Below are 13,858 nucleotides of genomic sequence, written 5' to 3' on the forward strand. Positions count from 1 at the left end.
CCGCCCCGGACGACAACGAACCCGCCCACAGCATTGTGGACGGGTTCGCCGCGGTACCGCAGATCAGCCCGTGTAACCCGACAGGTCGTACACGGTGGTCGACCCGACGGTCACCGGCTTGAAATTGGCTGCCACCCAGTTGGTGATGTCGGTGTGGCCATTGCGACCGAAACCGCCACCGCCACCGGCATTTCCGGCAGCAGGATCGCCGGGTGCCGTACCGGCGGGCCGTCCGGGGCCGCCATTGTCACGAGTACCGCCGGTGGTGTCACGGGTACCGCCCGCGGTATCGCGAGCGCCGCCGATGTTTCCGGGCGCCGTATCGGCCGGAGTACCGCCGCCACCGCCACGTCCGCCCTGCTGCACCAGGTAGTAGGTGACCTGGTGGTTCTTGACGTAGTCGATGAACTGGCTCAGCGTCGGCGTGGGATCACTGCCGCTGAAGCCGCCGATCGCCATGACCGCGGTACTGCTGGACAATTCGAGTCCGGCGGCCGTGGACGAACCGTTCGTCGCTGCCGACCACTTGGTCGTGGTGTTCTCGAGCAGCCCGTCCAATTGCGGATTGCTCTGCCCGCCGCCGCCGAAACCGCCCATGCCGCCGCGGTTTCCGCCCGCACCGGACATCACCGGGCCCACCGTCGGACCGCCACCCTGATGCGCCACACCGATCGTGGTGACCGCATAGGCCGCCGATCCGCCCATCGCGCCGATCAATCCGGCGATCAGAGCGACTACCGCCACCCGCTTGCGGACCTGTCCGTTCCACGGAATCACCAGGGCCACCGTCGCCAGCAGGGTGACCACCAGAATCGCGATGCGCAGCGCGGGCATCCAGGAGGAGTTGCGGTCGAGCAGGATATAGCTCCAGATACCGCTCGTGGCGATGAGAGCCGCCAAACCTGCACGGCCGAACCAGCTTTCGCGCGCCCGCCACATCTCGAAGACGCCGATGGCGAACATGCCTCCGATCGCGGGGGCGATCGAGAGGCTGTAGTACGGGTGGATGATGCCCTGCATGTAGCTCAGCACCAGACCGTCGATGACCATCCAGCCACCGAAAACGATCGCACCGGCACGCACCATATCGGTACGGGGTGCGCGGCCCCGGGAAATCAGGACCAGGACGAAGGCCAGCAGTGCCGCGGGCAGCAACCAGGCGATCTCGAAGCCGAACTCGCCGCCGAACAGCCTGCTCAAGCCGTGGCTCTGGCCGCCGAAACCACCGAAACCACCGCCACCGCGCTGCGCCGCGGCATCCGCGCCCTGCGCCGCGCCGTGCGCCGCACCGGGGACGCCGGGAGTCTGACCCGGCAGGTTCTGACCGGCCGGGGGCACCGCCGGCGTAGTCGGTCCCTGACCGCCGCGCCCGCCGCCACCGTGATTACGGCCGAGTACTCGCGCAAATCCGTTGTAGCCCAACACCAGATTCATGAAGTTGTTATCGGTCGAACCCGCGATGTACGGCCGCGAAGAAGCTGGCCAGAGCAGCGTCACGAAGACATACCAGCCGGAGGAGGCGAGCAGCGCGACCGTCGCGCCGAACAATTGCAGCAGGCGGGTACGCAGCGGGTTCGGCGCCGCGATCAAATACGCGAGCCCGAGCGCCGGAAGCACCATCAAACCCTCGAGCATCTTCGCCAGGAAGGCGAAGCCGAGCGCCACACCGGCCAGCATGATCCACAGGGTGGAGCCGCGCTGCAGGGCGCGCACCGTGCAGTAGGCGCCCGCCATCATCAGCAGCACCATGACGGCATCGGGGTTGTTGAAGCGGAACATCAGGGCCGCGACCGGTGTCAGGGCGAGTACCGCACCCGCGACCAGACCTGCCGTGCGACCGCTGATCCTGGTCACCGCCCCGTAGAGCAGGGCGACCGCGGCGACCGCCATCAGCGCCTGCGGGATGAGCATGCTGGCGCTGCTGAATCCGAAGATCTGCCCGGACAGCCCCATCACCCACTGCGAGACCGGCGGCTTGTCGACCGTGATGAAGTTCCCGGTGTCCAGCGAGCCGAACAGCAGGGCCTCCCAGTTCTTCGAACCGGCCTGTGCGGCACCGGCATAGAACTGATTGCCCATTCCGTTGATGGTGATGTTCCAGAGATACATCACCGCCGTCCCTATGAGCAGGCCCCCTAGTGCGATTCGTTCCCAGACCGTGCGATCCCAAGAGATCCGCCGGCGCGGTGCCGCGGAGGACTCCGGGTTCGCCCCGGGCGCCGCGTCGAGTGTCGTAGTCACCTCACTATTTACGCAACCCCAGCGGCGAGAGCCCTGGGAGCAACCCGTGAGGTTGCTGCGAGCGTTTCAGTCCAGCGACTCGACGAAGTCGGTAATCGCCGCCGCGATGACCTGCGGAATTCGGCGCGGCAGCTGGTGACCGCCGCCGCGCACCAGCTCCAGGCGCGAGCACGGGAGCTGCTCGTGCAGGGCCCGGGCGGTGGCGACGGGAACCACCTTGTCGGTCGAATCGGCGACCACCAGGGTCGGTACCGAGGCCTGCTGCAGCGCGGCGATCCAGCGCTCGAAACCGTGCCGGAGTTCACGCTGCTCGAACAGGAAGCTGCGCCAGACCGCACCGTGCGCGTGATGGATCTCGGCCAGCGCCTGCCATGAGGGATTCGCGGTGTGATCCGGATACCGGCGCGCCAGCCAGGGCAGCAGCGACCATGCGGTCACCGAGATCATCGGACCGGCGACGGGTGCGGCCAGCATGGTGTCCCAGGGCGTCAGACAGCCCGGCCCGACACTGGCGAGCAGCACCAGGCCGCGCACCCGCTCCGGCGCCATGGCCGCGGCCGCGAGCGCGACCCCGCCACCGTAGGAATGGCCGACCAGGACCGCATCGGTGATCTGCTCGCGCTCCAGGCGCTCCCCCAGCCAGCGCGCATTGTCCTCGACAGTTGTTGCCGGACAAGGGTTCTCGCCGTATCCCGGACGGTCCAGCGCCATGGCGTCGATCGAACCGGGCAGACAGGCGATGACCGCGTCCCAGTCGGATCGATCACCGGGCTGGCCGTGCAGCAGCACCACGGGCTCACCGCCCGGCGACCGCGCCGGCTCGAACTGCGGCATACGGGCTTCACCTACGCGGTGCACTCGCCCCCACAGCAAATCCCCCGCCCGCATCACCGGCCGCCTACTGACTGCCATTGTGTGGCTCCGTTCGGCTCGTCGGACACGAATAGCTCGCGTAATCAGGGTAAACAGCGACCCTGGCGACCAGCTGGACACTTCCTGTGCAGTCGGTGGGCGGTCTCGCGGCAGACAGCAGCCCCGGCCCTTGCGGACCGGGGCTGCTGCCGTATTCAGAACCCTATCGGGAGTCGATCAGGCCAGATCGAACCGGTCGAGGTTCATGACCTTGTCCCATGCGGCGACGAAGTCCTCGGCGAACTTCTGCTTGGCGTCGTCGGTCGCGTAGACCTCCGCGAGCGCACGCAGCTGCGAGTTCGATCCGAAGAGCAGATCGACACGGCTGCCGGTCCAGCGCACCTGGCCGGTGGCGCGATCCTTGCCCTCGAAGGTCTCCTCATCGGACGAGGTCGGCTCCCACGTGGTGGCCATATCGAGCAGGTTCACGAAGAAGTCGTTCGTCAGCGCACCCGGGGTCGAGGTGAACACGCCCAGCGGCGACTGGTTGTAGTTCGCACCCAGCACCCGCAGGCCGCCGATGAGCACCGTCAGCTCCGGAGCGCTCAGGGTCAGCAGGTTCGCCTTGTCGATGAGCAGGTATTCGGCCGGAAGCCGGTTGCCCTTCGCCAGGAAGTTCCGGAAACCGTCGGCAGCGGGCTCGAGCGCGGAGAAGGACTCCACATCGGTCTGCTCCTGGGTGGCATCGGTGCGACCCGGGGTGAACGGCACCGTGATGTCGAATCCCGCGTCCTTGGCAGCCTTTTCGACCGCCGCGACACCACCGAGCACAACGAGATCGGCGAAGGAAACCTGCGCGCCGCCGGCGGCGTTGAAGGACTCCTGGATGCCCTCCAGCGCGCGGATCACCTGGGCGAGCTCGTCGGGATTGTTTGCCTCCCAACCACTCTGCGGCGCGAGACGGACACGTCCGCCATTGGCGCCACCGCGCTTGTCACTGCCGCGGAACGACGAGGCCGCCGCCCACGCGGTCGAAACAAGCTGCGAGACAGTCAGACCCGAGCCCAGGAGGGTGCTCTTGAGCGAGGCGATATCGGCCGCGCCGATGACCTCACCGGTCACCGCGGGGATCGGGTCCTGCCACAGCAGCGGCTCCGACGGCACCAGCGGGCCGAGGTAGCGCACGATCGGGCCCATATCGCGGTGGGTCAGCTTGTACCAGGCCTTGGCGAACTCGTCCGCCAGCTCCTGCGGGTTGGCCAGCCAGCGCCGGGTGATCTGCTCGTAGACCGGATCGATGCGCATCGACAGGTCGGTGGTCAGCATGGTCGGCAGCTGCTTCGACGAGTCGAACGCATTGGGAATGATCGCTTCCGCGTCCTTGGCGACCCACTGGTTGGCGCCGGCGGGCGAGGAGGTCAGCTCCCACTCGTAGCCGTACAGGGTCTCGAGGAAGGTGTTGTCCCACTTGGTCGGAGTCGGCGTCCAGGTGACCTCGAGGCCACTGGTGATGGCGTCCTTGCCGGCGCCGGTGCCGAACGAGCTCTTCCAGCCCAGGCCCTGCTCCTGCAGCGGAGCGGCCTCCGGCTCCGGGCCGACGTGATCGGCCGGGCCCGCGCCGTGCGTCTTGCCGAAGGTGTGACCACCGACGATGAGCGCGGCCGTCTCGACATCGTTCATGGCCATGCGCAGGAACGTCTCACGAATATCGGTCGCCGCCGCCAGCGGATCCGGATTGCCGTTGGGGCCTTCCGGATTCACGTAGATAAGGCCCATTTGTACTGCGGCGAGCGGGTTTTCGAGGTCGCGCTTACCGGTGTAGCGCTCGTCGCCGCCGAGCCAGACCTGCTCGGGACCCCAGTAGACGTCCTCCTCCGGCTCCCACTGGTCGACGCGGCCGCCACCGAAACCGAAGGTCTCGAAGCCCATGTCCTCCAGCGCGACATTGCCGGCGTAGACGATGAGGTCGGCCCAGGACAGCTTGCGGCCGTACTTCTGCTTGACCGGCCAGAGCAGGCGGCGGGCCTTGTCCAGGCTGGCATTGTCGGGCCAGCTGTTGAGCGGCGCGAACCGCTGCATGCCCGCGCCCGCTCCTCCGCGGCCGTCATTGATGCGGTAGGTGCCCGCGGCGTGCCAGGCCATCCGGATGAAGAACGGGCCGTAGTGGCCGAAGTCGGCGGGCCACCACTCCTGCGAGGTCGTCATGACCTCGACGATGTCCTGCTTCACCGCGGCCAGATCGAGCGTCTTGAACTCGGCGGCGTAGTCGAAGTCCGCGCCGAAGGGGTTCAGCACGTCCGGATTCTTCTGCAGGATCTTCAGATTGATCTGGTTCGGCCACCAGTCACGGTTGCTGCCGCCTTCGACCGGAGGCTTGAGACGACCGTGCGCGACAGGGCAACCGCCCTGGGCGGGTTCGGTTTGGGCCTCACCGATGGGCGGATGTTCAACGGTCACGGGGCATTTCCTTTCGGGAGTGGAGTGTCGAGCAGTCGGGGCACACGCCCCAGTAGATGACCTCGGCCTCGTCCAGGACGAAGCCGTTGTCGTCGGAAGCGGTCAGACAGGGCGCCTCGCCGACCGCACAGTCGACATCGGCGATAGCGCCGCACGACCGGCACACGACATGATGGTGGTTGTCCCCGACCCGCGTCTCATAACGCGCCACCGAACCCATGGGCTGAATCCGCCGCATTAGACCGGCCTCGGTCAATGCCCGCAGTACGTCATAAACAGCCTGGTGGGAGACGGTGCCGAGCGCTTCGCGGACACGTCGCAGAATGGAGTCCGTGTCGGAGTGCGGATGGGCATGAACCGCACTCAGCACCGCTACCCGCGGCGCGGTGACACGCAGGTCGACCCCGCGCAACATACGCCCGAATTCGGCTGCGGTGGACACGTTCCGAAGTATGACTCATTCCAGTCTTGGCCGACATGGTTTTCGCAAACCATGTTCACCCCTTCCGGAACCGGAAATTTCGTAGTTACCTACGAGTCACGACCGAACGCCCGGAGGCTGACCATGCGCATCATCGATCTGTCGGTTCCGTTGCGGAGCGGGATGCCCGTATATCCGGGCGATCCCGAGGTGCGGATCCGTCCTGCCCTCACGGTGCCGCTGGATGGAGTGAATGTGCTGCATCTGGGGATGGGATCGCAGAGCGGGACGCATGTGGACGCGCCGGCCCATATAGACGACTCGCTGCCGACCTTGGACGCGCTGCCGCTGGAACGGTTCATCGGGCCGGCCGTGGTCGTGGACGCCCGGGGGTCGGCGGAGCGCACTGCGATCGGGCGCGAGTTCTTCGAGGGCAAAATCGCCGCCGGGCAGATCGTGCTGATCGCCACCGGGTGGTCGGAGCATTGGGGAACACCCACCTACCTGGCACATCCGTATCTGACGCCCGAGGCGGCGAGCTATCTGGTCGAGTCCGGGATACGAACCGTGGGGATCGATGCGCTGAGCGTGGATCCCACTCCGGCACAGGACATTCCGTCGCATAGAATACTGTGCGGCGCTCATGCCGTGATCGCCGAAAATCTCACCGGCCTGGCCGAGGTGCTCCACGCACAGCAGCAGGGCCTCGGCATAGAAGTATCCCTGTTCCCCCTCAATCTGCCCGGCGCCGACGGAGCGCCCGTGCGAGCCATCGCTCGCGTCGGGTGACCGCCGGTGCGTATCCACTTGTGACCTGTACAGCTCTGTATTGGATACTGTGGCGCAGGCCACGTGATCTTCGTAGACTGCATGGCAACAAAGGGGGAGTCGGGGCCCCCGACCCGCGCTCGATCAAGGAAGACCCTCACGTGAAGCGTTCGGCCGTAACGACTCTGCTAGCCACTGCAGCCATCATGACCGCAGCTCCTGCTGTCGCCTCCGCGGAAATCACCCTCACGGACGCATCCACCACCACGACGTCGGGCGATCCGCTGGAGGCTTCGGTCACCGGTTCGGCGTCCGGGTCCGCCAACACCGGCAGCGCGGGAGGGCTGGCGACCACGGGGTCGACCGGCACCGGATCGTTCGGAATCCCCAATCTCGACAAGCTGCTGCTCGGCAATTTCAAGACGCTGTGCGCGGTCACCGGTAGCGCGTCCACCATTGTCGGCACCGCCGGCCTCGGCTGCGGCAGCCTGACCGGTGGCGGCAATCTGGGATTGCCCAGCCTGTAGTACTGCGGTTCGCAGAGCATCATCGAGCACGAAGTAGGGGCGCCGGCTTTTGCCGGCGCCCCTACTTTTTCGTCTGCCTCAGCGATTGTCGTCGGCGTTGCCGGTCTTCCACTGCGGCCACGGCACATTCCAGTCGCCCAGTCCGTCCACGCCGGACAGGGTGCCGCCGACGGTGTTCTTGACGATGGTGATGTCGCCGCGCTTGGCATTGTTGTACACCCAGTGCGCGTTCTCCGGGCTCAGGTTCAGGCAGCCGTGGCTGGTATTGCTGTAGCCCTGCTGCCCGACCGACCAGGGCGCCGAATGGAAGAAGATGCCGGAGTAGGAGATTCGGGTCGCCCAGTCGACCGGCGTCTTGTAGCCGTTGGGTGAGCTCACCGGGACGCCGTAGGTGGAGGAATCCATGATGATCTTGTCGAACTTGTCGCCGACGATATAGATGCCGTTGTCGGTGGGTGCGCTGTTCTTACCCATGGAAGTCGGCATGGTCTTGACCACCTCGCCGTTCATCTCCACCGTCACCATCTTGGTGTTGTCGTCCGCGGTGAAGACCGTCGCATCGCCGACGGTGAAATTCGAGGTGATATCGGAATCGCCGACCAGACCGTTGCCCAGATCCTTGCCGTACACGTGCACATTGATATCGACCCGAGTGCCCGGAGCCCAGAAATGCTCCGGCCGCCAACGCACTTCGCGATTGTTCACCCAGTAGAAGGCGCCCTCCACCGCGGGCGTGGTGGTGATTTTGATCGCGTTCTGCGCGGCCCGGCGGTCCGGAATGTTCTCGTCGAACTGCACGGCCACCGGCTGGCCGATGCCCACCACCTCGTTCTCGGCGGGCAGCAGGTACGGGTGCGTGCGATTGTTCGGCGAAATCGTGCTGAAACTCATAGTCGAGGTGGTCGCACCGCCGAGGCCGATGGCTTCCACCGCGAGCCTATAGGTGCGCGCAAAGCCCAACTGCTCGGTCGACTTCCAGCTCAGCCCATCCGGGGCCAACTCCCCCGCGACCGTCTTACCGTCCGGATTGGTCAGCGCCACATTCGTGAGCCTGCCGTCCTGGACCTGCAGCACCAGCGGATCACCCGGCGAAACCCCGCGGTCGCCATCCCGCACCGGCGATATCAGCTTCGGCTTCACCAGCTCACTGACCGGATTCGAATCGATGGTGACCGACCCCGAATCCTTCGACGAGTTCCCGGAAGTGCACGCCACCAGCGCAAGCGCGAGCACCGACAAGAGTGCGGCCGATCCCCGCCACTGCCCGGAGCGGTTCCGGCCCTGCCCAACTCTCATGACAACCCCACTTCACGTCTCGGTACGTAGCCGTCTCCGAGCGCATTCGGCCCCGACCACGTCTGCTCGACCTCCATGCCCTGCCAGGAAGCGACACCGCACCAGCGCCGCCCCGCCCCCGCAGGGCTCGACCGTTTCATCCCCACCGCCCCCCGATTCGTTAACACTCCCCCGAGATCTTCACCCCCACAAAAACCGCAGCTCAGGGATACGATTTCACTTTTCCACGCAGAGCCTGTTAATGTTTCTTCCGCACCGCAGAGAGGCCGAAGCCGCAAGGCAGAGACCCCAATGCACAAGCATGCGCCATTAGCTCAATTGGCAGAGCAGCTGACTCTTAATCAGCGGGTTCGGGGTTCAAGTCCCTGATGGCGCACCCATTTTCTGCTCACGAAAAGAATGACCGTGTTCCGTGCTCTAGTGCACTGGAACACGGTCCGGGTAGTCCTTCTACCAGCGGTTTCCTTTCAAAGCACCAGGTCGGCACTGTGCCGCCGGTCGTTCCTCTCTCCCTGCCTAATTCGATGGTGGTCCCACGTTCGCGTGGACGACTCGAAGCGATGCCAACCACGTCCTACAACCGGGTTCCGGTGATTTTCGGGTCGGTATTGGTCAACTATGCCGGCCGGATCGCGGAACGATCGGTGCTGTCGGCACTGGGGTGGGAGGCCGGGACGCCGATCGACATCGAACCTGCGCTGCCCGATGTCCTCCTGGTCACCTCATCTCCCGATAGCGCGTACGCCATCGCCCGCAACGGCCAGTTGCCGATCCCCGCTCCGATCAGGCGCGCGGCACGACTGCGTATCGGCCACCGGGTGCTGCTGGCCGCTCACCCGGATCAGCATCGGCTGATCATCGTCTGCCAGAACGCATTCGACATCCTCATCGCAGACATCCGCACTCGGATCGATGGGGGTGATCAGCGATGACCGCCGCCGAACAGGTCAGCGCGGCCGAACTCGATGCCGCCCGCACGCTGTTGGCCCGGATGGGCATCACCCCCGCTGACCTTCTCGATATCCGTCCAGCGGCACCGACGTTCGCCGAATACATCCCTCTGGTCAGAGCCAGAGTCGTCGCGCCGGGCACCCTCAAGACCTACAACACCCATTGGAAGACCCTCGAAAACCTGTGGGGCGATCGCCGCATCGACGAGCCGACCGATGGTCAGATCACTGATATGCGAGACGCCGCACGGCGCAACGCAAAACAGGATCGCAATGCCCGCGACGGCCGCGGAGCCGCCGAAGCCATGATCGGAGCGTTGCGATTCCTGTATCGGCTCGCGGAGAACGACGGATTGATCAGGCCCGGCGATAACCCGGCGCGCCGGGTGCCCAAGCCGCGCCGGGTCCCCTCAACCAGGCGCGGGCTGCCCTTGACCCAGATCGCCGAAATCGCCCACATCGCGGCGACCACTGGCAATGATCCCGATCTCGACACTCTGCTGTTGCGGCTGCATTCGGAAACCGCGTGCCGCCGCGGCGGCGCACTGGCCCTGCGCCCGGACGATCTCGACCCCCACCAGTGCCTGATCTTTCTGCAGGAGAAGGGCAAGACCTCACGCTGGCAGCCGGTTTCACCAACGCTCATGGCAAACCTGGTGCACCACGGGGAAACTCGCGGAGCGTATCTCGGGGAACAGCTACTGCGTTATCGCAGCGGCAAACCGATCACCCGGCGCCGCTACGACGGCCTGTGGACCAGGATCGGCCTCGAACTGCCGTGGGTGGAGAAACAGCAGATCAGTACCCACTGGCTTCGGCATACGACACTGACCTGGGTCGAGCGCACCTTCGGATACGCCATCGCCCGCGCCTACGCCGGCCACGCCGAAGGCAAATCTGACGGTTCCACCGCCACCTATGTGCGGGCTCAGATCGAAGAAGTCGCGCTCGCACTGGCGGCTCTCACCGGCGAGCCGCATCCCCTCGCAGTCACCGCCTGATCATCCGGAACGGGTCCTGGCCGCGTCGTCCCTTCACCCCACTCCGGCAACTCCGGACATGGCCGGGACCCACTAATCCACCTGGAGCATTTGCTATGACTACCAACGGGGATTCCGTGCGCACGACTGTCCACTCGGCGCACTCGCCCACCCCCTTACGATCCGAGCCCGGGACGGTCACCGCGGTTCGATTCTTCTGGTGCGTGCTCACTGTCTCGGCCGCGGTCAGTATCGGCGGTAACGCTGCGCACGCTGTCCTGCACGCTCAATCCCTGCCGGTCGTGGCGGCGGCGGTGGCCATTGTGCCGCCTTTCGCGCTGCTGGCAGCGGTGCACGGTGTCACTGTCCTGCTGCGTGCGCACGCCCGCTCCCGGGCCATACATCTGCTCGCCACTCTCATGACGGCGCTTATCGCCGCCGGCGCGTTCAGTCTGTCGTTCACCGCGCTGCGCGACCTCGCCATCGTCGCCGGGATCCCAGAACCGGAAGCCTGGATTTGGCCGATGATCATCGAGGGATCAATGACGCAGGCGACCCTCGCACTGCTGGCCCTCGCACACACCCCTGCGTCGCGTGCGCACGCTGTTCATTCTCCGCACAGCGCGCACGGAGACTCGGTGAAATCCGATGCGTGTGATCACCTGTCGTCAGAGACTGCAGCCTCTGCGCCATCCGATGTGCGCACACCCGATGAGCCGGATATCACTGGGACCGACCCGTGGACACGGGTGGCCGCGAAGGTCTGCGCCAACGATCCGGCACACCGACGCGATCCTGTTCTAGTTGCCCGCATCCTCGCCGCTCACCACAACGACGGCCGGAACCCATCACAGATCGCACACGAACTGAACCGAAGCCGCTCGAGCGTCAGCCGAATCCTGACTCAGGCCCGCAAACACATCCCATCAGACCACGCTTCGCTACCTCTGACAGCGGAAAGGACTGCTACATAGTTGCTGATCGTTTCCATTTCGCTGACAGCATCCGAATCGGCGCGTCTTCAAGACGGGCCGGTAACGGATTCCTTCAGGCAGACCACCTAGCCGAAATCAAGTCCATAGGATGATCCTCGTCACCGAGAATTAGCCTGTAGCGTGACGGACTGGATCAACGGGCGCGCTCTCGAATCAGCGCGTCACGTCGTTGCGGCTCAGCAAAGGGAAGTCAGGGGGTAGCCGATGGCCGACGAGGTGCACGCCAAACTATCTGATCTGCGCAGTTCGGCGAACCAGTTGACTACTTGGGCCAATGAGAGCGCCGGCCTGTTCGGTCAGGGACATACGGAGATGGACGACGCCGGTGCGGGATGGGTCGGCGGCTCAGCGGCCGCGCTGAGCGCTGCGGTCGAGCGGCTGCGAACGTCCGCCAACGCATTGACCGGCAACCTCGACAATCACTCGGCACATATCCATACCGTGGCGAACGAGCTCCACCTGACCGACGCCGAGCGCCGGAACCAGCTGAGCCGCTACAGCGAAGCGCTGGGGCCCAGCTCGCTCGACTTATGATCACCATCGCCGATATCGATCGCTGGAACGTCGCCGATATCGATCGCGTATTCGCAGTCTGCTCTGCGCAGGCAGATCATTGCACCGAGCGAAATGACGATCTCAGCAGTCTGCAGACCTTCCAAACCTGGGGTGGTGGAGCTGCGGACGCCGCCAAGGTGTCGGTCGGCAAAACCCGCGTCGACTTCGATGCCCATGGCACACACGTCGCCACTATCGCCGACGCCGCCAAAACCGCCTCGAGCGAAGTGGCCTCGGTCAAGAAGAAACTCACCGAACTGCGAACGACCGCACAGCAACAGGGGCTGCGCATCGGGGACAACGGCACGGTTGCGATCGCCGTATATGGCCCGTACACCAAGGAGGCGAAGGCGAAGCTGGACGCGAACCGGGCCGCGCTGCAGCTCGAGCTCAATCAGTTGCTGATCAACGCGCAGATGGTGGACGACGATCTGGCCGCAGCCATCAACGGCGCCGATGGGCAGATGAACGAATCCGAGGTCGCCAAACACAATCACCCGCCGGTCCTCGATGCCGTGTTCGGCCTCGGATCCCTCGGCTTGCCCGAATATCCTGATGGCTCACTGACATCCGAGGAGACTCGCAATTACTACGCGGCGGGTGAGCAGCGATTGAAGGCGATCAACGAGCAGTTGGCGAACTCCGACCTGTCGCTGGAGGAACGAACCAAGATCGCGCTAGAACTGCGTAACGAGCTACGCACCAAGGCCCGAGATCTGATGGCCGACAGAGACGCCGCCGCCTACCTCGCCGAGAAGGAACCGAACTCGACGCTCGAGCAGCTCATCGACCGAAAGATGGAACGCAAGGGCCTCACCCGCGAAGGCGCGCTCGAAGACATCATCAAATCCTCCAGTGAGAGCCGAGGTTCGGTGAACCAGGCACTGGGCGTCGATCCGGATAATCCGAAACTGCCTGACCCCCAGGAAGTTCGAGCCAGAGTAGGAGCATCACCCGGAGTCGACCCACCGGGGGTGGAGCTCGGTGCGGGCTCACGAGCACTGCGTGTCGCGGGGAAAGCGGCACTGCCGCTCGCCGCCGCGTACGAGGCGTGGGACGGATACACCCAAGTGAAGGCGGGTACCGAATCGATCCCGGAAGCCGTCGGCTCGGGCGCGGGCGCGGTTGGTGGCATGTGGGCAGGCGCCGAAATCGGTGCGGCCGCAGGAGCTTTCGGTGGCCCGGTCGGTGCCGCAGCGGGCGCAGTTCTCGGTGGGGTCATCGGCGGCCTTGGCGGAGGCCAGTTCGGTAAGACGATCGGTGGGTGGTTCTCGTGAGCGATACACCGGCATCGATCTATGCGGCTCTGGACGCGATCGCGATCAGCACCCACCGGGTGGCCGATCCTCGGACGATTCCAGGCCATATACGCATCGATCTCGACCCATCCACCTGGATCGAGATCGATGGCGCAGAGGCCGGATACCTGATCTTGGCTGCGGTTGAAGATGAACTGCCCCAACAGGTTCGCACCAATATCCTGGTGGTGCTCACTCGCGCGATCGTCGATACCAGTGTCGATCTCTTCACCGTCTTCGATAGTGCTTTCGCCGAGGCGCGGCAGTTGCCGGGATGGACCGAGGACCAAGCCGTCATCCGGCCGCCTGCCTACCGCCACAGCGGATGGTCGTTCCAGTCCGGCACGTTCGCCGCCGGCGACCTCACGTTGTACACGATGACCAGATATGCGGTTTATCAACGCGGCAATGTCGCCTACCTGCTGCAAGCGACAGGGACGACCGAAGACCGTGCACGCTTCGGTACTCTGCTCGACACGATCGTCTACAACACTGTCTTCGAGGATTGAAAGGCCGGG

General features: G+C 65.2%; 13 protein-coding genes and 1 tRNA gene. 9 read left to right on the plus strand and 5 right to left on the minus strand.

From position 1 onward, the window contains the following. Nucleotides 1-63 precede the first annotated feature (63 nt). The 4 genes from OG716_RS23425 to OG716_RS23440 form a co-directional block, all read right to left on the minus strand. Nucleotides 64-2,241 carry an ArnT family glycosyltransferase gene (locus tag OG716_RS23425; RefSeq protein ID WP_405132904.1) on the minus strand — a complete coding sequence of 726 codons (2,178 nt, stop codon included), beginning with the start codon at nt 2,239-2,241 and terminating at the stop codon, nt 64-66. Between the two features lie 66 nt (nt 2,242-2,307). After that, nucleotides 2,308-3,075 (minus strand): alpha/beta fold hydrolase, encoded by a 768-nt coding sequence (locus OG716_RS23430; RefSeq protein WP_405132905.1) that lies wholly within the window; start codon nt 3,073-3,075, stop codon nt 2,308-2,310. Nucleotides 3,076-3,330: 255 nt separating this feature from the next. After that, nucleotides 3,331-5,550, minus strand: a complete 2,220-nt coding sequence (katG, locus tag OG716_RS23435) for a catalase/peroxidase HPI (RefSeq protein WP_405132906.1) — start codon at nt 5,548-5,550, stop codon at nt 3,331-3,333. After that, nucleotides 5,540-5,965 (minus strand): Fur family transcriptional regulator, encoded by a 426-nt coding sequence (locus tag OG716_RS23440; RefSeq protein WP_405139863.1) that lies wholly within the window; start codon nt 5,963-5,965, stop codon nt 5,540-5,542. The genes katG and OG716_RS23440 overlap by 11 nt, the downstream gene beginning before the upstream one ends. A gap of 150 nt (nt 5,966-6,115) precedes the next feature. On the opposite strand from OG716_RS23440, the gene OG716_RS23445 reads away from it, so the two are divergent. Together OG716_RS23445 and OG716_RS23450 are read left to right on the plus strand one after the other, a co-directional pair. Further along, a complete protein-coding gene (locus OG716_RS23445) occupies nt 6,116-6,760 on the plus strand; it encodes a cyclase family protein (RefSeq protein WP_405132907.1) in 645 nt (214 codons plus the stop codon). A 185-nt stretch (nt 6,761-6,945) separates the two neighbouring features. Continuing rightward, nucleotides 6,946-7,266 carry a hypothetical protein gene (locus OG716_RS23450; RefSeq protein ID WP_405132908.1) on the plus strand — a complete coding sequence of 107 codons (321 nt, stop codon included), beginning with the start codon at nt 6,946-6,948 and terminating at the stop codon, nt 7,264-7,266. A gap of 78 nt (nt 7,267-7,344) precedes the next feature. Here OG716_RS23450 and OG716_RS23455 read toward each other — a convergent pair whose 3' ends face one another. Next, a complete protein-coding gene (locus OG716_RS23455; protein ID WP_405132909.1) occupies nt 7,345-8,562 on the minus strand; it encodes an Ig-like domain-containing protein in 1,218 nt (405 codons plus the stop codon). Nucleotides 8,563-8,865: 303 nt separating this feature from the next. Between OG716_RS23455 and OG716_RS23460 the strand changes: the two genes are divergently transcribed. The 7 genes from OG716_RS23460 (at nt 8,866) to OG716_RS23490 (ending at nt 13,849) form a co-directional block, all read left to right on the plus strand. Continuing rightward, nucleotides 8,866-8,938: transfer RNA gene (locus OG716_RS23460), tRNA-Lys, on the plus strand. 184 nt (nt 8,939-9,122) lie between these two features. Continuing rightward, on the plus strand, nt 9,123-9,494 hold the full coding sequence (locus OG716_RS23465) for a hypothetical protein (protein ID WP_405132910.1): 372 nt from the start codon (nt 9,123-9,125) through the stop codon (nt 9,492-9,494). Further along, complete coding sequence (locus OG716_RS23470) at nt 9,491-10,513, plus strand: tyrosine-type recombinase/integrase (RefSeq protein ID WP_405132911.1); 1,023 nt, start codon at nt 9,491-9,493, stop codon at nt 10,511-10,513. The genes OG716_RS23465 and OG716_RS23470 overlap by 4 nt, the downstream gene beginning before the upstream one ends. 203 nt (nt 10,514-10,716) lie before the next feature. After that, nucleotides 10,717-11,466: a DUF2637 domain-containing protein gene (locus OG716_RS23475; RefSeq protein ID WP_405132912.1), complete on the plus strand. Its 750-nt coding sequence runs from the start codon at nt 10,717-10,719 to the stop codon at nt 11,464-11,466. 225 nt (nt 11,467-11,691) lie between these two features. Beyond that, the gene (locus tag OG716_RS23480; protein ID WP_405132913.1) at nt 11,692-12,021 is read left to right on the plus strand and encodes a WXG100 family type VII secretion target; all 330 of its coding nucleotides are present in this window, start codon (nt 11,692-11,694) and stop codon (nt 12,019-12,021) included. Beyond that, nucleotides 12,018-13,319 carry a phage head morphogenesis protein gene (locus OG716_RS23485; protein ID WP_405132914.1) on the plus strand — a complete coding sequence of 434 codons (1,302 nt, stop codon included), beginning with the start codon at nt 12,018-12,020 and terminating at the stop codon, nt 13,317-13,319. The genes OG716_RS23480 and OG716_RS23485 overlap by 4 nt, the downstream gene beginning before the upstream one ends. Beyond that, nucleotides 13,316-13,849 carry a hypothetical protein gene (locus tag OG716_RS23490; RefSeq protein ID WP_405132915.1) on the plus strand — a complete coding sequence of 178 codons (534 nt, stop codon included), beginning with the start codon at nt 13,316-13,318 and terminating at the stop codon, nt 13,847-13,849. Before OG716_RS23485 ends, OG716_RS23490 begins: the two co-directional genes overlap by 4 nt. Nucleotides 13,850-13,858: the final 9 nt, after the last annotated feature.

The sequence above is a fragment of the Nocardia sp. NBC_01388 genome (assembly GCF_045040085.1).
Lineage (GTDB): Bacteria > Actinomycetota > Actinomycetes > Mycobacteriales > Mycobacteriaceae > Nocardia.

What these genes read in the sequence shown, in the direction of transcription:
- OG716_RS23430 (WP_405132905.1), bottom strand. Translation starts at nt 3,075, where the DNA reads ATGCCGCAGTTCGAGCCGGCGCGGTCGCCGGGCGGTGAGCCCGTGGTG.
- OG716_RS23440 (WP_405139863.1), bottom strand. Translation starts at nt 5,965, where the DNA reads ATGTTGCGCGGGGTCGACCTGCGTGTCACCGCGCCGCGGGTAGCGGTG.
- OG716_RS23445 (WP_405132907.1), top strand. Translation starts at nt 6,116, where the DNA reads ATGCGCATCATCGATCTGTCGGTTCCGTTGCGGAGCGGGATGCCCGTA.
- OG716_RS23450 (WP_405132908.1), top strand. Translation starts at nt 6,946, where the DNA reads ATGACCGCAGCTCCTGCTGTCGCCTCCGCGGAAATCACCCTCACGGAC.
- OG716_RS23455 (WP_405132909.1), bottom strand. Translation starts at nt 8,562, where the DNA reads ATGAGAGTTGGGCAGGGCCGGAACCGCTCCGGGCAGTGGCGGGGATCG.
- OG716_RS23465 (WP_405132910.1), top strand. Translation starts at nt 9,123, where the DNA reads ATGCCAACCACGTCCTACAACCGGGTTCCGGTGATTTTCGGGTCGGTA.
- OG716_RS23470 (WP_405132911.1), top strand. Translation starts at nt 9,491, where the DNA reads ATGACCGCCGCCGAACAGGTCAGCGCGGCCGAACTCGATGCCGCCCGC.
- OG716_RS23480 (WP_405132913.1), top strand. Translation starts at nt 11,692, where the DNA reads ATGGCCGACGAGGTGCACGCCAAACTATCTGATCTGCGCAGTTCGGCG.
- OG716_RS23485 (WP_405132914.1), top strand. Translation starts at nt 12,018, where the DNA reads ATGATCACCATCGCCGATATCGATCGCTGGAACGTCGCCGATATCGAT.